This is a genomic window from Paenibacillus sp. FSL M8-0142 (genome assembly GCF_038597315.1).
Classification (GTDB): Bacteria; Bacillota; Bacilli; order Paenibacillales; family Paenibacillaceae; genus Paenibacillus_AQ; species Paenibacillus_AQ lactis.
Genome location: NZ_CP152008.1, coordinates 3649898 through 3671902, shown reverse-complemented (window position 1 = coordinate 3671902; position 22005 = coordinate 3649898). Strand labels below are relative to the sequence as shown.

Here is a 22005-nt window from a genome sequence, read left to right as displayed (position 1 = left end):
ATGACTACCTGGAGGTGGAGAACAGATGAAAGAGCTCGTTAAAATACAGCAATTACAAAAGTCGTACGGCGTCAAAGGAAATGTGATCCCGGTGCTGTACGGCATTGATATGACTGTTCAGGAAGGAGAATTTGTCGGGATAATGGGGCCATCCGGCTCCGGGAAAACGACACTGCTCAATATCGTATCCACGATCGACGAGCCGACCTCTGGAGACATCGTGATCGACGGGGAGAACGTGCTGCAGATGAATGAAGCACAATTATCGGAGTTTCGCCGAACGAAGCTGGGCTTTATTTTTCAAGACTATCATCTCTTAGATACGCTGACCGTCAAGGAAAATATTGTGCTTCCGCTCGCCCTTGCAAGGATGGGCGTCGATGAAACGGAACGCCGGGTGGCAGCGATCGGGGAGCGCTTTGGCATCGGCCATATTATGGACAAATACCCGTATCAAATCTCCGGCGGGCAAAAGCAGAGAACGGCTGCTTCCCGTGCAATCGTGACCGATCCGAGACTGATTTTGGCGGATGAACCGACGGGTGCTTTGGATTCCCGCGCTGCTGCCGACTTGCTCGAGGCGATGAAGGATCTGAACGAGCAGGAATTCGTCACGATCCTGATGGTCACGCATGATGCTTACGCAGCAAGCTATTGCAGCCGCGTGATGTTTATTAAAGACGGCGGCATTTTTGCAGAACTGGTCAAGGGAAGCATGTCCAGAAAGGAAATGTTCAAAAAGATATTGGATGTGCTGAACGTGCTGGGAGGAGATGCCAATGACGCTGTTTGATCTGGCTAAGAAAAACATACGGGGCAATTTCCGCCATTATTTTGTTTATTTCATCTCCATGTTTATAAGTGTCGTCATTTTTTATATTTTCGCTTCCCTGCAGTACAGTACGGAAATCATGAACGCGATCGAGTCGTCCAGCAGCATGAAGTCCACGTTCTTCATTGCTTCGATCGTGTTAATCTTGTTCGTGTCGGTGTTTATCCTGTATTCCAACCAATTCTTCTCCAGAAAACGGAAGAAGGAAGTAGGGCTGTATGCCCTGCTGGGATTGCCCAAACGAACGATCGGCCGTTTGCTATTCTATGAAAATCTTCTGATCGGTTTAATCGTTCTCGCATTGGCAATCGGTGCCGGATCTCTTCTGTCAAAGCTCTTCACCATGATCCTGGCCCGGCTGCTCGGCATCAGCGTGGATATAGGGATGTCGATCTCCTTTCCGGCTGTCATCAGTACGATCATCGTGTTCATGATGATTATTCTGATCACTTCTGTGCAGGCGTATAGGCTGATCTACCGATTCCGGCTGATCGAGCTGTTTCGTGCGGAACAGGAAGGGGAGCGGGAACCGCGGGCTTCCATCCTTTCGGCGTTTGCTGCTATCCTCATCCTGTCGATCAGTTATGGGTTCGGACTTCGCGAGTTTGCGAATAATGAGCAGATCCTGACCAATCTTGGGGTGATGTCGGTCGGGATCATAGCGGGGACGGGACTCTTGTTTTCATCGCTTATTATTTTTGTCCTGCGATTGGCGAAGCGCCGTAAACGTTATTACTATAAGGGGTTGAACTTGGTAGTTACGTCGAATCTCGTCTATCGCATGAAGGGGAACGCCCGCACGTTCGGCATCATATCCATCTTGTCGGCTTTGGCGTTGTGCGCATTCAGCTTTGGCTTGAGTACTTACCATACCTACGAGCATTCCACGCGTTTGATCGCTCCCTTCAGCTATATGTTTGTTAGCCAGGAGGAAGCTTTTAACAAGCAAGTCGACCATCTGATCCGAAGCGATATGGCGCATCCTGTGGCCGAGCAGGTTACGATTCCTGTTATTCATCTGAACGGACATTCTTCGAGCGATGAGATTATATCGAAGAAACAAATGGCATCTAACGATCGGCCCATCAAAGTCACCTCCGTGAGCGGATATAACCGGGCTGCGGAAGCGCTCAGCATTCCCCGACTGGATGTGACGGAGCCCGGCCGGGCGATTGCGATTCGCCCGATGTACACGGAGCATGAGTGGTCGGATTATGACGGAGAGACGATCACCTTGGAGCTGCCCTCACGACCGTTGACTCTGGCATTTACCGATATGACGATCGAACGTATCGTGAACTGGAGCTATCCGGATATAATGGTCGTGGTCGCTGATGAAACCTACCGCGCCATCGAGCGGCAGAGTCCTTCTGTAGACTATATCGGCTACACGGTAGAGGGGCAGAAAACAACGAGGGCTACTTCTAATGCGCTTGCCTCCATGGCCACGCCGGAATCAAAGATGACGTCGTATTATGCCGAATATCGCGTTGGAATCGAGAGCGCTGCGCTAAATGTATTTATCCTTGGCTTTTTGGGACTTGTATTCCTCTTGGCAACGGGGAGCGTCCTTTATTTCAAGCAGTTGACCGAAGCGGCGGGAGATCAGGCCCGCTACGATGTTCTGAGGAGAATCGGTGTGAGCAATAACGAGATTAGCGGTTCGATCTTTAAGCAGAACGCTATGATCTTTATGCTGCCGCTGCTCGTTGGGGTGGTACATTATATTGTCGTATTCAGCTGGCTAAGGAGGCTGTTCGGCGGATTGGGCGGCATCAGTCTTCTGGAGCCCGTCCTGGTCTGTATTAGCGTGTTTATGATGATCTATATGGTCTACTTTGTGCTGACCGTAGGTTCTGTCAGCAAAATTCTCATCGGGGAAACCCCGCGTTGGGTCCGTCTTTCGGTGCTGGTGATCATGTCAGTAGCCATCATACTTGTCGGGATCTTCGTATGGCTGGCCCTGGTCCCGCAGGAAGAAGAAATCGCAAAGGGGCCAAGCGTCCAGCTCCACATTCCTGCACCTATGGGGAAATATCCGGTCGGCGTGACAGAGCTACACTTAATGGATAAGGACAGAATGGACCCTTGGGTTAACGAAGGACCGAGGGAGCTTATGATCAGCATCTGGTACCCTGCCGAGGAAGAAAGCGGACAAAAGGCCATGTATATGCGGGAAGGTGCAGCAAAACATTATGACCAAGCGGAACTTCCATCCATCGGTCTTACCCCTGGCACGGTCAATCTGGCCGATATCGATACCCACGCATGGCTGGAGGCGCCTGCGGCCGATAATGAGGGAGGTTGGCCGGTGATCATCTTCTCCCCGGGCGGCTCCATCCCGCGAAGCTTTGGCACGATCCTGGTGCAGGAAATGGCTAGCCGAGGATATGTCGTCATTACGTTGGATCATACCCATGAAGCATCAGTCGTCGAATTTGCCGACGGTCGGGTCGTAACGGAGGCGCTGCCGGCTTTCAGTGCTGAAACGGTGCTTAAGATGATCGATGTCCGTGTTGATGATGTGCGATTTGTACTGGATCAATTGATCGAAATGAGGGCAGGCAGCAATCCGGATGCAGGTAAGAAGTTGCTGCCTCAAGGTTTGGCCGCCAGTCTTAATCTTTCCAAGGTAGGCATTTATGGGCACTCTGCCGGGGGAGCGACGGCTGCGCAAACGATGTATGAGGACGAGCGAATCGATGCGGGGATCGATATGGACGGTACGATGGGGCATATGCCCAATCACCCGCTGCCCGTTGCCCAGCACGGCCTGGATCGTCCATTTATGCTGTTGAACTCCGGTTTCAACGACGAGGGAGATGTGGACTCGCATTTGACGGCGGAGGACCGGGCTATGTTCTGGAACCATACAAGCGGTTGGAAAATGGATGTGACCATACCGAACGGGGCCCACTTTACCTTTACCGATTATCAGTCCCTGTTGCCTCAGCTTGCAAGCAAGGTAAGCCTTTCCAGGCTTGCGGTCCAGCAAAGCATTGGAACCGCTGACTCTGAGCAATCGCTTGACGCTCAACGGGAATATGTGGCAGCGTTCTTCGATTATCATTTAAAGGGCATTCCGCAGCCTCTGCTCGCGACTACAGACTCGCCTTACACAGAGGTTAATGTAATCAACTAGCGGTTGGTCATGAAAGCGAAGAAATGATGGACCTTTAGCCACTTAACCAGCCGTATTCCATCCATGCCTCGCTCATATCAGAGCGGGGCTTCAGGCGCTGCGAATAACGCTTGGAAGCAATGGCCGATACGCCTTTCATTTGTAGACTAAACAAGAATAAACAAGTCTGTCCGAAAAAAATACAGTCCGGTCTTAAATATCGGCAGTGGGTCAATTCCCGTAAGTTGTTCTATATTTAGGATGGGCGAAATGACACAGCTACAAGCTAAAAGGAGTTGGACAAAGTAATCGATCGCCTTTTCAAACTAATCATAGGGGAAGGAGTTGAATATTTATTATTTAATCCGAAGTTACCTTTAATCGAAATTTTATATCTTTAGCTGAAAGGAAGTAGAATAACGTACAAGTCCGAACTGGGTCGCACGAAATTTACCAGCTCAAGCAAAATGATCGGAAATTAACCTGAAAATTGAAAAGGAAGATATCATTTGTCAAAAAAGTGGAATTTGAAGATCGCAGCCCTTATCAGCTCTGCATTAGTAATAAGCTCCATATCACCGTTAACCCTAAATGCTGAAAGTCCTGAGGCTTCATCTAACGTAACCGGGTCTCCGTCTGGAGTCACTATGGAACACCTTCATTCGGGTGGTCCGACTTCATTGACGACGGATTTGCCCTCAATAGACGATATTCGCAAAGACTTCAGTCTGTTATATAAGGACTTGGCGGCGATTCCATACTTTGCAGGCGGAGGGGTAGCTGCAATTGGCGGCAATGCGTTCAATGTGAGCGTTCCGGGTAACATCCCGGCAATCGCGGCATCACGATATGGCAAAGGGCGAGTTCTACTGGCTGGGAGCGATCGATATTTTAACCTTTCCGAGCAAGCAGATGAAACTAGCAGCACGCTAGCACGAAATATTTTATTATGGCTAACGGACGAGTCGCATACGAATTCTGGCCGCGGCAACGATATAACGGGACGCTACGCGGATGCTTTACGGGGAACGGGTAAGAAAATCAGCTTGATCACTACTTCTCATTCATTTACGGTATCTCCTGATCTTCCTATCGAGCTCGTGAAAAGCGACAGCTGGGAATCAGCGAATCTGAACCCGCAAAAATATGCGGTTGCTTACGTAGACAGCTCGGTGAAGGATTCCGATCTAGAAGCACTGGATAAGTATATACGTCTTGGTGGCAGCGTGATCGTATCTGAAAACAACAGCGTACTTGAAGGAATTACGCGCGATACGCCTGAGCATATTGTCCTGCAGGTCGGCAATCTGCGAGGGGGACGACTGAGTCGGGATTTCGCCATTCAAAAATTAATGAACCGTGCAGGCCTGACTTTGATGAACCGCGGCACCGACTCAAATGGCAATGAATCCAAGCTGACCCCAGAACAATCATTGAATCATCACTTCATGAACCGCTTTCAGCAAGGAAGAGCAGTTGAAGCAGGAACGATCACTTATGACGACATCGACATTGGTCCAGCCGGAACAACTGAAAGCAAAAAGCGGGAGCTACTGTATACGATTCTAAGTGAAACACTCGAGACATTATCGACTGAATCACAATTATTTGATTGGGCCAGCTTAGAGGCGAGTAAATTGCCTTCGGCCACTTTCCCAATCTCTAAATTTCAAGCTCCGTACACGAACGCACTTCGCGTATTCGAGTTCAGCCATTTTACGTTGAACCCATCCAATAAAAAATCACCGTATGCGGATCAATTTCCAGGTAAAGTCGCTGATGATGCGTTCGTAGTGAATAACCGGGAGGTTGAGGTGGATTTTGACTTTCCCAACATGATGTACACACATGCTCTCCCTTCGAAAAATTGGGTTAGCACAGGACTTTATGCACCTCCTGGAAAAGCCGTAACATTGGAAGTGCCGGAAGGCGCCGAGCATTTGACGGTACAAATCGGTTCACATGATGACGACCTGAGGGGGGCAAGCAAATGGGAACGTGCTCCTCTTGTGGTGAATCATCAAAAGCTGGCACCCGGAAGAAATCAGGTGAACAGTCCATATGGTGGGTTGATATATCTTATTCCACTGAAGTCTAAACCAGGTGTAAAAGTTAAAGTCAGCATTAGCGGTGCGGTTGAAGCCCCCCGCTTCGTGCTTGGAGAAACGACGGCGGAGCAATGGGAAGCGATACGGAATCTGCCACCTAGCGTTCCGTTTGCTGAACTTCAGGGTAAAAGAATCGTGCTAACCGTTCCTTCTGAGCTGATCCGTGACGTATCGAATCCTGAAGAGCTGATGCAGACTTGGGATGAAATATACGATAGCTATGATGAATTGGTCGGACTACACTCGGAGAGGGCTATGCCGCACACCGCTCATAAGATGAACCGCCGATACGTGGCAGATGTTCAAATTTCCTCAGGTGCAATGCATGCGGGTTATCCGATTATGCTTCCGTTCAGCTATGCTCCCAATTTGCTTGATATTGACTATCTCCGATCGAGTGCCTGGGGGTTCTGGCATGAGCTGGGGCATGAATACCAGCAACGGACATGGACTTGGGGCGATGTTGGTGAGGTTACCGTAAATATTTTCTCCCTGTATACACAGGAGAGATACGGAAATCCTTCCGAATTGCTTAAGGTCGGCAGCGATGGCCAGGACTATTACGACCGGGCGATATCATTCGCAAGCAGTGACGATCCAGACAAAAAATACGGGAGTATCGGAAACTACGAAAGACTCGTAATGTTCAAGCAGTTGCAGCTTTCTTACGGCTGGGACCTCTATACCCGGATTTTCGAAGCTTACAGAGAAATGCCGCAAAGTGATATTCAGAATACTGTCGACACGTTTGCATTGGTTGCCTCGAGGGAAGCTGGCGAGGATCTGACACAGTTTTTTAGCCAATGGGCGATCGGTTTAACCGATCAAGGGAAAGATAAAATAAAGGCATTGCAGCTGCCGCAACCGCAGCAAGAAATGTGGCTCCTCAGGGAATAGTGCGCTAATTTTGAACATCATGATGTTTCATCCATAGGTTAGGTCTGAAGCCGCGAAGTTCGCGGCTTTTTAGATTTTTACGGTATAGAAGTTACTAAAAAAATGGGGAGAATCGACCAAATAGAAAATATCGTGCCTTCCTATGAAAGCTTTGATAAAATCCCATATATTTGTTAAATTATAGAAGAATAACTTGCAAACATTCCTTTTAAAAAAGGAGGTGACCATCGCGTCGGGGTTGAATGGTGGCATCACTTGCCTATCGATTAGGGAAGGAGGAAGATTGCGCACTTCGGTTGTTTTGTGTATTAAAGGCACCACGGTCGTAGGGACATGTGCATGGATAAGATTATAACGATGGAGGTAATCCGTATGCTACGAAATCAAACGTGGAACCATTTGAAACGGCGGTTAATGACACTCACTTCTGCACTGCTTGCCATTTTTATATTCAGTATGTCTGCTTTGCCTGCATTTGCGGCAACCCCCGAGAAGACCGTGAACGCCTCCGCAACGCTCGCTTACAATCTCAAAGGACTGCAGCACAATGTGGTGGTGCAGAAAGCTTACATCGCATCTAAATATATTTATGTAACGCAGCGGTCGGGAGGAAATTGCTATCTTTCAAGATTGCTGATCGATGGAAATAACGCTACGTTCGTTGATAAAATGACCATTACCAATACCGGCCATTGCCAGACGCTGGATATGTATACGTACAATGGCGAGAACTATTTTTATTTCAGCTCTAAAGCTGATCCATCCACGGACTATTACTGGTCGCTCCAGGTAGCAAGAGTTCAATATTCGCCAGGCACAACCGTCGATTATACGGATCTTCGCCGGTTTACCTACATGAACTACGCCAATAAGACGGGTGCAAGATTAGGTGATACTTACCGGGTGGATGGCGGCGGAAACAGCACGCATACGGTCTTCCGCGTACAGACGAAGGAAGGCACTGTGACTTGGGCCATTTATGACACGGTAGCATTGAACAAGCTCCTTGACAGCAATGAAATGGTGCGAATGGACAGCGCGGCAGCGGTAAGCGCCTGCGTGACCAGCTTCACCCAATCAGGCAGTGCCATTATTAGACCGAACGGGTCATTCCAAGGGGTGGACATGCTCGGCAGCACCGAAATCTATACCTCAGGCGGAGCGGAGGGGGAAACGCCGCAAATTGCCATGATGTCGAACACGGGGGCGTATAAATCGCTGGTGAAGATTACAAATGTGGGCAACCGCGAAATCGAGGGCGTCCAGACCAAGAACGGCAATGTGTATTTCACGATCGTTACAGATCCGGTAAATAAGAAGGATACCCAGAAAATTTATTACGTTCCTGATAGCATATTTTAATAACCGATATACAGCTATTCCGAAAAAGAGGCATGGAGCAAGTTAACCGGCATCTGAACGGAGATGCGGATCAGGCGCAGCAGGAAGTTCATGATACGCTGCTGCTGGCGCTCAGCTTAAACTCCCGGATATCGTTCCGGGAGTTTTTTCTTGTCTTTTTAGTTGGGAGGATACCTTTTACAACAGAAGTGCGTATAAAATGGTGTAGTAGGGAACAAATGGTTCCGGTCGTGGTGGGGGGAATGGGATGAGTATTTGGTTGTGGGTCCTTATTGGAGTCGTCGTCTTGTTCATGGTCCTGGTGCTGGTGGTGGGTTGGATCGCATCCAAATTTGATGGGAATATGGGCATCCAGAGCAGGCGTGACGAGCATGGAAACATCATCTTGCTGGACACACCTGCGATGCGTGAATCTGCCGCGCTTGCCTATGACGGAAGTATTGAGATGGAGAAAAGAGGGCACATCAAGTCCAACGGGCAGAGCTGGAACGAGGTGTGGCTGCGAACGATCGCATCGGTACGGAAGAACACGGAGAATCCGGAATGGTATGTCCGTTACATTATTGAGAAGCGGCGCGAAGCTGGACTGCCGGAACTCGAGGGTCTGGACGAGCCGAATGAGCCGAAGTGAAAGCGGAGAACTTTTGCTGCGTAAGTGCGGAGAGTGAATCACGATAAAGAATGGGATTCGGCGCGCCTATCGCTCGAATTTTCAACAATATAAGCTATGTATCTTCTTGGTTAGACGGATGCTGAGCTAATAGCAGGGGAGGGTTTGACATGGAAGCGGTACAAATTATTAATGCTCGAATAGCAACCGATAAGCAAGTCATCGAGAATGGATCAGTGCTTATCGATAAAGGGCGCATTACTGCCATCAAGAGGGAAGCCCCGGAAATCACGGGAGAGACGATTATCATTGATGGGGAGGGAAAGCTGCTCATTCCCGGCATGATCGATGTTCATATTCACGGAGCGAACGGCTATGACATGATGGACGGAACGACAAGAAGCATTCAAGAAGTTTCCAAAACCTCTGCGGCCACCGGCTGCACCTCGTTCCTGGCGACATCCGTAACATCTGATTTGGAAACGCTTCTTCGCATGATCGACAAGGTGAAGCAGGTTGCGGGGCACGAAGAGGGAGCGATGATTGCCGGTATCCATGCGGAGGGCCCCTATTTAAACGTGAAGCGAAAAGGAATGCAGAACGAAGCGCATCTGCGGCATCCGGATTTGTCAGAAATGGGACTCATCATCGAGCGAGCCGATTCCTTACTGAAGATGGTTACGATTGCTCCCGAGCTGCCCGGGGGTATGGAGTTGGTTTCTTTCTTACATAAAAAAGGTATCGTTATTGCGATTGCCCACTCGGATGCAACGTATGAGGAAGCCAAAGAGGCATTCCGTCTCGGGGCCAGCCATATTACGCATTGCTTTAATGGAATGCGGCCGATTCATCACCGCGATCCGGGACTTATCGTTGCCGCGATGGAGGAGCAGAAGGTAAGCTTGCAGGCCATTGTAGACAATGTGCATCTTCATCCTGCCATCGTCCGGCTCATGCATCGTGTGAAAGGGCCAGAGGGTATCGTGCTCGTTACGGATGCGCTTCAGGCCATGGGGCTCGGGGATGGAGAGTATGTGTTTGGCGGACATCAGGTAACGGTCCGAAACGGGATTGCACAATTAATGGATGGGACATTGGCTTCAAGCACCGTTACGATGAACGAAGCTTTGAAAAATACGGTAACATTGGGGATCCCGCTTCAAGATGCGGTTAGGATGGCAAGCACCACGCCGGCGGATGTGCTCGGGCTGACCAACAAAGGACGCATCGCCGAAGGAGCGGATGCCGATCTGGTATTGCTGGATGACCAGTTTGAAGTCGAATGGACGATGATTGGCGGGAAGATGATTTTTAAAAGGGAAAGTGACGGCAATCATCGATAGAAAAACAGCTGAGGAAAGCTCACACTTGTTGTGACTGACAAAGGAGGGATTCCCATCGATAAGCTCGATGAAAAATTAAAGGCGTTGCATAAAAGAGAACACCTAGCCATACTCCGAAATTTGCTGCATTCTGTGAAACAGGATGATACGGCAGTGAAGGAGCCGTATGATCAAAAGACGTCAGATCGGTTATACGGGCTGCTTGGCAAGCATATCAATGCTGCGTACGAGCAGCATATGGAAATCGAGAGGCTGCAGACGCATGTCCATGTGGTGTTCAGTCTATCGGATGCAGGTTCATTGAAAGTAGCCCTTAGTAAGGTTGGTAAACATCAACAAAGTCGAGTACTGGCATTTAATAACTGGTTTTCGGTCGGCCCGATTGCGGAATTGGACACGTCGGAAGGGCAGCAACGCAGGCAAAGCTGGCTCATGAATCATGTCCAGGATGACTATTTCTTCGACTCGATTAACCGGGATCACCAAATTGCGCAATTGATGAAGGAGTTAAAGGCCATCCCCGAGCATAAAACCGTTGTGATCTGGTGTGCCGATAATGCCCATGATCAAACGGGGCTCCGATTCGCCCTCTACCTGTTGAAAGACAGGAAACAGCCGATACGTATCGTTAATGTGACGAAGGTTTCCCAAGAATTGGGTTTTCACCAGAAGGGAGGAGGAACTCCTTATGCGCAGGCATTGATCGACCGGGATAATTATGTTGAAATCGTTCGGGACTATGCTGAGGGCTTCCCGCTGGACTCGGAAACCAGGAAGCGGTATGAGGGCGAATGGATCGAGTTGGCGGGACAGAACCATTGGCTTCGTTTATGGGAGGCGGGAGAGCTAAGAGGCTGCGAGGAGGACAAGCTGGATCCGCTGATTATCCAGTCGGTCACCGATCTGCAAGGGATGCATGGAGCCGGTGATTATGTGCATGCAGGTGAAGTCATGGCCAGAGTTCTTGAAGTTTCACGGCAGCGAATCAGTATTTCTTTTATTACTTACAGAATCTTAAGGTTAACCAGCGATGGTGTCCTGACGTTCAAGGGAATACCGGGGTTCCCGCATCAATATTCATTACGTCTTTCGAATACATGAAATGTGAAGGAGCAGCCCCATAGGCTGCTTTCTTAGTTGAGTGATCAACGAACAGGTCACAGCAGCCATGTCAATAAATAAAACACGAAGTGTATTGACAGGATACAGATAAGTGCGTAAAATAATCTCAAATACAAATATCTTAAAATAAAGACAAATGAATTGCGACCTGCAACCCAATTGGTTTGAAGCGAAGCCATAATCCATTAACAAAGCCGGTTCGCCAAATTTCGTTGCCGGCACTCAACCAAACAGAGGAGCGATAAATAATGAAAACAACAGGAATCCATCACATTACTGCAATTGTAGGGCATCCGCAAGAGAATGTTGATTTTTATGCCGGTGTATTAGGGCTCCGCTTAGTAAAACAAACTGTCAATTTCGATGATCCGGGCACGTACCATTTTTATTTCGGCAACGAAGGCGGCAAACCCGGCACAATCATTACATTCTTTCCATGGCCGGACGCCTACAAGGGCAAAATCGGCAGCGGACAGGTGGGGGTCACGTCCTATGCGATTCCGAAGGGGGCGATGTCATTCTGGCAGAACCGCCTTCGGAAATATGATGTTTCATTTGCGATGAGTGAACGCTTTGGAGAAACTTATTTGCAGTTTGATGATCCCCATGGCCTTCATCTCGAGCTCGTGGAGCGAGAAGAAGGTGAGCTCAATACCTGGAATTTTGGCGGAGTTACTTCCGATGTAGCGATTAAAGGTTTTGGAGGGGCAACCTTATTTTCTATGAGACCGGAAAGAACCGCCGAACTGTTGGAACACGTCATGGGACTGGAATATGTCGGCCAAGAAGGAGAGCTTGCTCGGTATCGTTCCTCCGCGGATATTGGGAATACGATTGATCTGAGACTTTCACGAGCTGGCTACGGCCAGCTGGGTGTCGGTACGGTTCACCATATTGCATGGCGGGCTAAAGATGATGAGGAACAGCTCCGGTGGCAGCAATATATTGCGGACCAGGGCTATCAGGTAACTCCGGTGCAAGACCGTAACTACTTTAATGCGATTTATTTCAGAGAGCATGGGAGCATTCTCTTTGAAATCGCCACGGATCCTCCTGGATTTGCGCACGACGAATCGCATGAATCGATGGGGAAAGAATTGAAGCTGCCGTCGCAATACGAGCCTCACCGATCTGAAATCGAAAAAGTATTGCTTCCGTTCGAAGTGAGAGAGCTGGAATCCAGTGCGGGAGGCGAGTCTTGATGCTGTCCATCGATCCATCGAATCAGACCGAAAGGGAAAACTATAAGCTGCTGATCGGCAGCATTATCCCGAGACCGATCGCATTGGTTACGACGCTCTCGAACGATGGCGTATTAAACGGCGCTCCTTTCAGTTATTTCAATATCGTATCTTCGGACCCGCCGCTCATCTCGCTGTCCATCCAGCGTTCCGGAGGGATGGAGAAAGACACTGCCCGGAATATAAAGACGCTAGGCGAGTTTGTCGTTCATATTGTGGATGAAGACAATGTACATCAGGTTAATTTAACAACCGCCAAGCTTCCTCCCGATCAGAGTGAAGTCCAATTGGCCGGATTTTCACCCGTTGACAGCGTTAAGATTACCGTTCCGGGGATCATGGAGGCCAAGATCCGCATGGAATGCAGGTTGGAGCAAGCGTTGGCGTTCGACGGGAGTGGTGAGAACGGATGCGATTTTATCATCGGAAGGGTCGTGCAGTTTCATATTCAGGATCATATTTATGAAAATGGAAGAATCGATCCCGTTGGTCTGAGGGCGGTTAGCAGGCTGGCTGGCCACCATTATGCCAAAATCGGAGAAATCTTTGCCATTGAGCGCCCGGAGTAAACAAGAGGCGCTATAAAGAAGTGAAAGAGGCACTCACTTCGAGAAATTGCAAAGGTGTATAAAAAGAATGCATGGAGTCTAGGGACTCCATGCATTCTTGTTTTTATAGAGGCTAACTTCATCCTTATAATCGAACGAGAGTAACGTATTCGCTTCACGCGAGGTTTAAGTGTATCTTATAAGTAAACACTACATATCATTCATGCGAGACTCAAGCGGTTAATAAAGGACCATAAGCAAAGAAAGGAAGGATCGAAAACCATGAAGGTACTAATCATCGGAGCGAATGGCCAAATCGGCCAGCATGTTTTCAGTAAGCTTCAGTCATCGAAGGCACATCACGCCATTGCGATGGTGCGGAAGGAAGAGCAGCGAACGAAGTTCGAAGAACAGGGTGCCCGGACGATCCTTGTCGATCTTGAAGGAAGCATAGAGGATATCGCCCGTGCGGCGAAAGAGGCTGATGCGATTGTATTTACCGCAGGATCCGGCGGTCATACGGGCGCGGATAAAACCATGATGATCGATTTGGACGGAGCCATTAAATCCATGGAAGCCGCCAAGCTAGCCGGCGTACGTCGTTTCGTGATGGTCAGCGCCATCGGTGTTCATCATCGTGAAAAATGGATGGAGAGCGCACCATACTACAGCGCGGCCAAACATTACGCGGATGTTTGGTTAACGCAAAGCGGACTGGATTATACGATTATCCGTCCAGGCCGGCTGACGAACGAAGGGGGTACCGGGAAGGTCGCCGTAGCGGTTGATTTGGATCGCGGCAGCATTCCGCGGGAGGATGTTGCATCTACGATTGTCGCTTCATTGGAAAATCCTCATACCATCGGCAAGGCATTCGACATGGTTAGTGGAGACACGCCAATTGAAGAAGCACTTCGTTCCTTATAGGGGAACGAAGTGCTTTTTAAGCGTAAGCCTCAGCCCAAAGCATGAATCATGCAAGCACGATTGCCGTGCCTGCGTGATTCAATGACGTTTGAAGGCAATGCCGTGTTTTATTTCTTCTCCGGAGCATCGCCGGCATTCGATCCAAAATTCATCGGCGTCGTACCTTCCGCTTTCCACACCGTTCCTCTCCGTTCGTACTCGAATAATCTTTCAATCGCATTCGCGATTTGCGGCCCTAATTCTCGTTCAACTAAATACAGGGCGACGTCTAGCCCGGAAGTCACTCCTCCACCGCTCACCAAGCGAGGCCCATCTTCAACGACTCTTGCCTCGACCGTTTTCGCACCAAGAGTTGCGAGCGCGGGCATGCCGATTGAATTGGTGACGGCATACCGGTCTTTCAGCAAACCATCCATGGCAAGCAGCAGAGAACCGCCACAGACCGTTGCGACCGTCACTTCCTTATTGTTTAATGCTTGTTTCATCAAACGGGTCAAGCCGGTATCCTTGGCTTGCTTAAGAATATTGGGGATCGAATCATCCGAATGTCCTGCAGGCTTACCCGAAGCCCCAGGAACCACAATAATTCCCGAACGTTTTGGGTCTAATGCAGCCTGCGCTTCAAGGGAGGGACCACTCAATCCGCTCGGGACCACTCGCTTGCCTTCGGCAGATACCAATTCCACCGTAACTTTTCCGCCGGTATACATTTCTGCGGCAGCAAACACTTCATAAGGCCCGGTAACGTCAAGCAAATCGAAACCGTCGAATAATACGATTTGAACATGGATATTTTTGTCCGCTGCTTGATCTTGATTTTCTGCAGGATTTGCACTTGCAGTTGGGACGACAAGCGATAGCAGCAGGGTAAACGACATGAGTAAACCAAAGATTTTTTTCATTATAAACCTGCATCCTTTCGTTTTGCCCAAGGCGTCAGCGTAAATGAGATCCGCCAGCCATTGAGTATTTGAATGATTTCTAAAATGAAGGGGTACCCAACCCAGTATCCACAGTGAAATGGAGGGGAAAGCGATACCTCGTTTAGGAGGTGAACGAAACATCCTTCGATTGACCGATGGTTCGGATGAAGATGCTGGGAATCACGAGCAGCAGCGCGATAGAGCCGTAAACACCGATGGTGTAGCTCGTGGCATAAACGAGCCCGAACCCCTGATGAAAGAGGGAAGTTATAAGATGAATCAACAGATTTGTGAAACAAAAGGCGTAGCTCCGGATCATCCAATTCCGGTGGCGGATGATCCGCTTCCTTCGGATTTGGACGAGAGCGGTAATCGTAATAATCAGCCATAGGATATTCAAAGCATTGAACCCCATACTGCTTATTTTTCCGCCGGTGGCGTAGGGCGCCATGTAACCGGAGGTCAACACGACCACAAGCACGGATACGATGTAGACATAACCGTTAATGCGGTGGAATCGGCGCTTTTTCTCGAATATCCATTTTGAAAAGTTCACCAGCCCCGACGCCATCGCAATACATGCAAAAGCAACATGCACATACATCACGTTCAGCCAGACCGGCAGATTCAACTCGCGCTTCAGCCCGGTTTTATGGCTTAAGAAGAACGTCGCTTCAGGATCGATCATATAGTTTTTCACCAAGGCGTAGAGAATAAATAGAACGCTGGCACTAGCCAACAATCCGTATAATGTGTTCCGTTTCTTCATATCAACCGCAACCCCCGAGGCTCCATATTCGTTACCCATACGCATACCGGGCTATGTAACCCGTCTTCCTGATAATTTGGATGCCGGCAGGATTCCCGCCTTGGCGACGCCAAACATTTGGTCACCATCGACGGAAACTTCGAATTTTAAATTCAACCGCATCGGCTTCGTAATTTGAAGCGACCAGGCAAGCTGACCGTCTCGAAGCACAGGATTCAAAAATTCGACCGTTTCCTCACCTTGGGTAGCCGTGCCTCGGATCCGATCCTCACTCGCAGAAATGGAGAGCTTGACCTGGAGCTTTCCGACGGGCGTGGCAATGGTCGCATCCCAATCGCCGTCAAAGGCAGAGGTCTGTACCGCATCGGTATCCGGCTTGTTGTAGGGGATAGACGTTTGGTCTGCGTCGAAGCTCGGTTCGCCGACCTTCGGTTTATTTCCATTGCGAGGTCCCACGCCGGATTCCTTCCAAACGGTTCCCCTCCGTTCAAATTCGAACAGCTGCTCTACCGCGTGGGCCATCCGCGGTCCGAGCTCGCGTTCCAGCAGGTATAGCGCAACGTCAAGCCCGGAAGTCACGCCGCCGCCGGTAACCAGATTGCCGTCATCCACCACGCGAGCGGAGATCGGAACAGCCCCGGTTGCAGCGAGTAAATCCATGCCCAGATGATTCGTTACCGCCGGTCTGCCTTCCAAGAGCCCGCCCATGGCCAGCACGAGTGAACCGCCGCAAACCGTGGCGACAACGATGTCTTTGTTGCCAAGTGCCTGGCGAATCATCTCCGTTAAATCTGTATTCATCGCCCGGCCAAGAATAGCAGGAACCGTATCCGGGCCATCTCCTTCAACGCTTCCGGAGGCACCGGGAACGACGATGATCCCCGAGCGATTCGGGTCGAGCGTGGCGCTCGCCTCAATCGTCAGCCCGTTGATGCCGCTGGGGACGGAACGCGGCCCTTCGGCTGTGACCAATTCGACGTTTATCGCGTCTTCAGCATACAGGGCTGCTGCACAGAAAACCTCATATGGCGCAATGGCATCCAGAAGGTCAAAGCCATCAAATAACACGATTTGAACATGCAGCATAAGTGATTTCTCATCCTCCTTGTTTTTCTATTCCCAAAAGATCCTTCAGCCTGTAATATTCCTTCTCATCGATCTCACCTTTAGCCATCCGTCTTTTCAGAATGAAAGCAATATCACGATCGTTTAGATCGGAAGGTTTTTGGCGACGGGAAATCGCATAGAATCGAACGGCTGCGAAACAAAAGAGCGTGAGACAAAATAAAGCTCCAAAGGGAAAAAAAGAAAACGTGCCGTTTTCGACGCCCATAGGCATGAACCTCCTTTTTTGCATGGCTGGAATGCGTGATGTGCTGCAAGGAGAATCATAACAAAGGAATATCTCGAACGAAGTGGCGAAACAGTCACAAAAGTATAAACAAATCATCACAAAATACCGGGTCCCGCCTGTTCCAGCTCATATCATGATAAACTAGGTGGTGAAGGTGGGATAATCATGAGTGGATTACATACGATCCTCGTTGTAGACGATGACCCGAGTATCGTTGATCTATTGAGGGATTTTTTAGAGAATGACAGCTTTCAAGTAATGACCGCATGTGACGCTGAACAAGCGTGGACGATATTTCAACAGTCTCCCATTCACTGTATCGTGCTGGACATCATGATGCCGGGGCAAAATGGGTTTGAGTTATGCCGACGGATTCGGGCAGAGAGCCATGTTCCGATCCTGTTCTTGAGCGCCCGCAGCGATGATGTGGACAAGATCAGGGGCTTCACGCTCGGCGGCGATGATTATATCGTCAAAACAGCTTCACCGGGAGAGATCGTAGCCAGAGTGAAGGCCGTACTGCGACGTACCGATTCCAGCTGGCAAAAGAATGAAAGAATCTTGGATTATGGCCGCATCAAGATCAACCTCTCCGCGAGGGAAGTTGTCGTGGATGGGAAGCATGTCGTGCTCACGCCGAAGGAGTATGAACTGCTGCGATTATTTGCGGAGCATCCAAGGCATGTCTTCTCCTATGAGCAGCTATTGGCGAAGTTTTGGGACGGGATCGGCGACAGGCATACGATTCGCGTTCATCTCAGTCGGCTGCGGGAGAAAATCGAATCCGACCCGAATCACCCGAAATACCTGCTAAATGTATGGGGAGTAGGGTATCGATTCGAAGGAGGGTAAAGATGAGGAAAATTCGCATTCGTACATTTACTTTGCTTTGCTTCGTCTTCATCCTCGCGCTTCCATGGAACTTCTATGTTGCCGCTCATTTTATGGAGACCAAGACGATCAGCTTCGAAAAAGGCCGGCTGCAAAATGAGACGCTGCAAACCAATATCTCGGAAGTGACTCGGCGTATTGAATCAGACACAGACAAATGGGCGGATCCCGATTGGCAAAATCAATTGCATGCAGCCCTCCGCCAAGCGAAAATGGATGTGCTGATCCAATCCGCTGCAGATCAGGACATTTATCGGTCCAATCCGGAGCGAAGCGGAACAACATTGTCGACCGAGCGGTTTTCCGTCATCCAAGACGGTCAGTTACAGGGACGCGTTACTCTTTATCTGCCTCAATCCAATCAGGTTCAAGTGATGGCGGCATTCATCGGGCTGCTGCTTGCCATCTGTATTGTCGGCATGGGGATGAGACGATTCGTACTTACGCCGCTTGAGCGGATGGGACTCGCAGCTAGACAAATTGCAACGGGAGACTGGGATGTTCGATTACCGATGTCCAGGGTTACTGAAATTGCTGAGGTCCGCGACGGATTCGATGTGATGGTGAAGGGACTTGAGCGATCTTACCGGAAACAAGCCGAATTGGAGGAGGAACGGCGATTCGTCATTACGGCCGTAGCGCATGATTTACGGACCCCGTTGTTCGCGCTGCGGGGGTATTTGGATGGTCTGGAGCAAGGGATCGCTCAATCTCCTGAGAAGATGGCCCGGTATGTGGCGGTTTGCAAGGATAAATCGGCGCAATTGGACCGTCTGGTCGAGGATCTGTTCACCTTTACCAAAATGGAGTACGTGGAGTCTGAGCTAAACGTTGAGAAGGTTGATTTTAGACATATTCTTCAGAACTCGATAGACAGCTTGAGACCGCAGGCGATGCAGAAAGGCATCTCCATCTCGTTTCATGCGGCAGTTGCTTGCAGCATCAACGGAGATATGCATTTATTAGAGCGTGCGATGAACAATCTGCTGGACAATGCCGTAAGACACACGCCTGCGGGTGGTATGATTGAGGCCGATTGTTATCGACATGCCGATAAGGTAACATTTACGGTGCGTGACACAGGACCGGGCTTCTCTTCGGAAGAGCTGGAACGTGTATTCGAACCTCTATATCGCGGAGAAGCTTCCCGAAGTCGTGCAACCGGAGGCAGCGGATTAGGGCTGACGATCTCACAACGCATTATTCGGCAGCATGGAGGAGACCTTGCTGCAAGCAATCATCCGGAAGGAGGAGCGCTGCTTGCAGGATGGATCCCATTGGCGATGGAAAAACATCAAGATCAGGAGATAAGAGGATGATTTTTAGAATCCGGCTTCCTTAAATCCCAGCACATCGTTAAGGGTACGTAACTAGAAAACGCTAAAGAGGATGTTATATGTCAAGAACGATACTAATTATAGAAGATGAGCATATTTTACGTGAAATCATGAAGGATTATTTGCTTGCGGAAGGATATGAGGTGCTTGAGGCTGCGGATGGTAAACTTGGAATCGCCCTATTTCAGGAGCATGAAGTGGATTTGATCATCCTCGACATCATGCTGCCGGAGCTCGACGGCTGGTCCGTATGCAAGCGAATCCGCAAAACCTCGAATGTCCCGATTATTATGTTAACGGCCCGCTCGGACGAAGACGATACGCTCCTCGGCTTCGAGCTCGGCGCTGATGACTATGTCACGAAGCCATACAGTCCGCCTATTTTGCTTGCACGCGCGAAGCGGTTATTGGAACGCAGGTTTGCTCACGATCATGATCAAGACACGCTAACCATCGGCGGTTTTATGGTCCATTTTCCATCCCGCAGCGTATCGATTGACGGCAAGGCCTGCGGCTTGACGCATACCGAATTTGAAATACTGACTTATCTGATGAAGAACAAAGGAATTATTGTTAGCCGGGAACAGCTGATCACCAAGATTTGGGGCTATGATTTCGCCGGGGATGATCGAACGGTCAACAGCCATATCCGCAATCTGCGTTCCAAGCTCGGCGAGCTTGCCAAGCACATCGTGACGGTGGTTCGTTCGGGATACAAATTCGAGGAAGAGCCATGAACAAGAGCATTGTCCTGAAGCTGTTTATGTTGACGGCCGGCTTATCCTTGTTCCTGATCGTCGCTATTTTTGCCCTGCAAACCGTTTTCTTCGAGCGATTTTACGCTTATCAGAAGGTCAAGGATGTCAGAGCGGCGCTGACCGCCTACGAACAAGAGCTGCTGCAAGGCGAGAATGGTCCTGCGCAGACGGCCAAGCGGGAACAAGACTTTTATGAACAACATAACACCTGGATTACGACGCTGGACGAACAAGGAAATCTGAAGGATGCCGATGATTTTTCCATGGATATCAAACTGGATCATAACGATGGCGACTCCGCATATTCCGGTCGTACGATCCATGTTCCGCTCTACAGTTATATCAATGTGGAGGACTTTTACACCAACAATCCATTTGTAAAACCATGGATCGAGGAAGGGGAACACATTGCCTTGGAAGGCCTCATCATGAATGACCAGCTGATTATTCAGCGAATGGGGAGGGGCCCTTCCTATTTGCGAGACGAAAGCCATCTCGAAAATCCGCAGCTCGTGAATAAAGAGTATGAAGTCGTCAATCGGTATCAAGGTGCCACGGAAGATTACTTTAAAAAATACCCCAGCATCCAGGTAAGCGGAAGAATCACGAAGCTGCGCATACCGGAAGGCGCTGCGGTGTCCCGTTATACGAACCGCTTGCTTCTGCAGCGGGTTCAAACGTTTCAAGCGGATCTGCTGTATGGGGATATTTCGAGGCCGCAGACGGGACAGGTTATCGATTACGAGGAAAACCATGTGAATTACAAGCTATTTATCGAACCGATCCAAGATGCGGACGGGAAACCGGCATATCTGTTTGCGATGACCTCGCTCCAGCCGGTGACGGAAGCTACGGACATGATGACCGATTACTACATTTACATTATGGGAGCCGCGGTACTGCTGGTCGTTCTCGTCTCGTTTTATTATTCCCGCAAGATCGCAAGGCCTCTGCTTCGCATCAATCGAACGGCACAGCAAATGGCGGCGCTTGACTTCTCGGAGAAGATCCCGGTTGGGACGAAGGATGAAATCGGCCAGCTGTCACGAAGCATTAACGAGCTGTCCGAACGACTGCACGACCATATCGACCGGCTTGAGCAGGACATCGAGAAGGAGAAGCAGCTTGAGCATACACGGAAGGAATTTATCGCCGGCGTATCGCATGAGCTCAAGACCCCGCTAAGCGTCATACAAAGCTGCATTTCCGTTCTGAAGGACGGGATTGCAAGCCATAAGCGGGAGCATTATTTTGCGGCGATGGAGGACGAGGTGCACCGGATGAATCTTCTCATCGGGGATATGCTGGAGCTGGCAAAATACGAATCCGGAACCTATAAGATGAAGATGGAGTCATTTTATATCGATACCGTCATCGAGCGCATCTGCACAAAATTGGCGGCGGACATTGAAGGCAAGAACCTGCAGCTGCACGCGTCGGTCCAACCTGTCGAGGTTGTGGGCAATGAACTGCGCATCGAACAGGTGCTGATTAACTTTCTAACCAATGCCATTCGTTATTCACCCGAGCGGGAGTCCATATTTATAACAACCATGGAGGAGCAGGGAAGCATTAAAATATCCATCGAAAATAAAGGTGCGCATATTCCGGACGAACAGCTGGAGAAGATTTGGGACCGCTTCTATCGCGGGGAGCCGTCCCGCCAGCGCTCAACCGGAGGCACGGGCCTTGGCCTCGCCATTTCCAAAAAGATATTGGAGATGCATGGCATGCCTTATGGCGTTACGAATACGTCGGGCGGGGTTATGTTCTACTTTTATTTGAATAAAAAAACATAGGCTTCATGCATCCGAGCGCAGATCTTTAGATCTGTGCTTATTTTTTGTTCAAAAGGCTTTAGC

18 protein-coding genes are annotated in these 22005 nt (G+C 49.6%); 14 read left to right on the top strand and 4 right to left on the bottom strand.

Annotation, left to right across the window (positions count from 1 at the left end):
* The first annotated feature begins 25 nt into the window (after window positions 1-25).
* The 10 genes from NSQ46_RS16920 to NSQ46_RS16875 all read left to right on the top strand — a co-directional run bounded on the left by NSQ46_RS16920 (window position 26) and on the right by NSQ46_RS16875 (window position 14111).
* The gene (locus NSQ46_RS16920) at window positions 26-793 is read left to right on the top strand and encodes an ABC transporter ATP-binding protein (protein WP_007131792.1); all 768 of its coding nucleotides are present in this window, start codon (window positions 26-28) and stop codon (window positions 791-793) included.
* Complete coding sequence (locus tag NSQ46_RS16915) at window positions 780-3974, top strand: FtsX-like permease family protein (protein ID WP_007131793.1); 3195 nt, start codon at window positions 780-782, stop codon at window positions 3972-3974. The genes NSQ46_RS16920 and NSQ46_RS16915 overlap by 14 nt, the downstream gene beginning before the upstream one ends.
* A gap of 659 nt (window positions 3975-4633) precedes the next feature.
* Window positions 4634-6958 (top strand): M60 family metallopeptidase, encoded by a 2325-nt coding sequence (locus tag NSQ46_RS16910; RefSeq protein ID WP_244152768.1) that lies wholly within the window; start codon window positions 4634-4636, stop codon window positions 6956-6958.
* A 372-nt stretch (window positions 6959-7330) separates the two neighbouring features.
* The gene (locus NSQ46_RS16905; RefSeq protein WP_028406659.1) at window positions 7331-8320 is read left to right on the top strand and encodes a helveticin J family class III bacteriocin; all 990 of its coding nucleotides are present in this window, start codon (window positions 7331-7333) and stop codon (window positions 8318-8320) included.
* A gap of 247 nt (window positions 8321-8567) precedes the next feature.
* Window positions 8568-8951, top strand: a complete 384-nt coding sequence (locus NSQ46_RS16900; RefSeq protein WP_028406657.1) for a hypothetical protein — start codon at window positions 8568-8570, stop codon at window positions 8949-8951.
* Window positions 8952-9100: 149 nt separating this feature from the next.
* Window positions 9101-10273 (top strand): N-acetylglucosamine-6-phosphate deacetylase, encoded by a 1173-nt coding sequence (gene nagA, locus NSQ46_RS16895; RefSeq protein ID WP_341341838.1) that lies wholly within the window; start codon window positions 9101-9103, stop codon window positions 10271-10273.
* Between the two features lie 153 nt (window positions 10274-10426).
* The gene (locus NSQ46_RS16890; RefSeq protein ID WP_232239409.1) at window positions 10427-11374 is read left to right on the top strand and encodes a DUF1835 domain-containing protein; all 948 of its coding nucleotides are present in this window, start codon (window positions 10427-10429) and stop codon (window positions 11372-11374) included.
* 269 nt (window positions 11375-11643) lie between these two features.
* Window positions 11644-12597, top strand: coding sequence for a ring-cleaving dioxygenase (locus tag NSQ46_RS16885; protein WP_007131799.1), 954 nt, complete (start codon window positions 11644-11646; stop codon window positions 12595-12597).
* Window positions 12597-13205, top strand: a complete 609-nt coding sequence (locus NSQ46_RS16880; protein ID WP_007131800.1) for a flavin reductase family protein — start codon at window positions 12597-12599, stop codon at window positions 13203-13205. The genes NSQ46_RS16885 and NSQ46_RS16880 overlap by 1 nt, the downstream gene beginning before the upstream one ends.
* Before the next feature lie 261 nt (window positions 13206-13466).
* Window positions 13467-14111: an SDR family oxidoreductase gene (locus NSQ46_RS16875; RefSeq protein ID WP_007131801.1), complete on the top strand. Its 645-nt coding sequence runs from the start codon at window positions 13467-13469 to the stop codon at window positions 14109-14111.
* Between the two features lie 107 nt (window positions 14112-14218).
* Here NSQ46_RS16875 and NSQ46_RS16870 read toward each other — a convergent pair whose 3' ends face one another.
* From NSQ46_RS16870 to NSQ46_RS16855, 4 genes are all read right to left on the bottom strand, one after another.
* Window positions 14219-15013: a DJ-1/PfpI family protein gene (locus tag NSQ46_RS16870; protein WP_342574091.1), complete on the bottom strand. Its 795-nt coding sequence runs from the start codon at window positions 15011-15013 to the stop codon at window positions 14219-14221.
* A gap of 142 nt (window positions 15014-15155) precedes the next feature.
* Window positions 15156-15803 (bottom strand): DUF2306 domain-containing protein, encoded by a 648-nt coding sequence (locus NSQ46_RS16865; RefSeq protein WP_342574090.1) that lies wholly within the window; start codon window positions 15801-15803, stop codon window positions 15156-15158.
* 51 nt (window positions 15804-15854) lie between these two features.
* The gene (locus NSQ46_RS16860; protein ID WP_251535121.1) at window positions 15855-16889 is read right to left on the bottom strand and encodes a DJ-1/PfpI family protein; all 1035 of its coding nucleotides are present in this window, start codon (window positions 16887-16889) and stop codon (window positions 15855-15857) included.
* 10 nt (window positions 16890-16899) lie between these two features.
* Window positions 16900-17136 carry a hypothetical protein gene (locus NSQ46_RS16855; protein WP_251535119.1) on the bottom strand — a complete coding sequence of 79 codons (237 nt, stop codon included), beginning with the start codon at window positions 17134-17136 and terminating at the stop codon, window positions 16900-16902.
* A 186-nt stretch (window positions 17137-17322) separates the two neighbouring features.
* Between NSQ46_RS16855 and NSQ46_RS16850 the strand changes: the two genes are divergently transcribed.
* The 4 genes from NSQ46_RS16850 (at window position 17323) to NSQ46_RS16835 (ending at window position 21942) form a co-directional block, all read left to right on the top strand.
* Window positions 17323-18009, top strand: coding sequence for a response regulator transcription factor (locus tag NSQ46_RS16850; protein ID WP_251535117.1), 687 nt, complete (start codon window positions 17323-17325; stop codon window positions 18007-18009).
* 2 nt (window positions 18010-18011) lie between these two features.
* Window positions 18012-19367, top strand: coding sequence for a HAMP domain-containing sensor histidine kinase (locus tag NSQ46_RS16845; RefSeq protein WP_251535115.1), 1356 nt, complete (start codon window positions 18012-18014; stop codon window positions 19365-19367).
* Window positions 19368-19444: 77 nt separating this feature from the next.
* Entirely contained in the window at window positions 19445-20122 is a 678-nt protein-coding gene (locus tag NSQ46_RS16840; RefSeq protein ID WP_251535113.1) for a response regulator transcription factor, read from the top strand.
* Window positions 20119-21942: a HAMP domain-containing sensor histidine kinase gene (locus tag NSQ46_RS16835; protein WP_251535111.1), complete on the top strand. Its 1824-nt coding sequence runs from the start codon at window positions 20119-20121 to the stop codon at window positions 21940-21942. Before NSQ46_RS16840 ends, NSQ46_RS16835 begins: the two co-directional genes overlap by 4 nt.
* The last annotated feature ends 63 nt before the right edge of the window (window positions 21943-22005 follow it).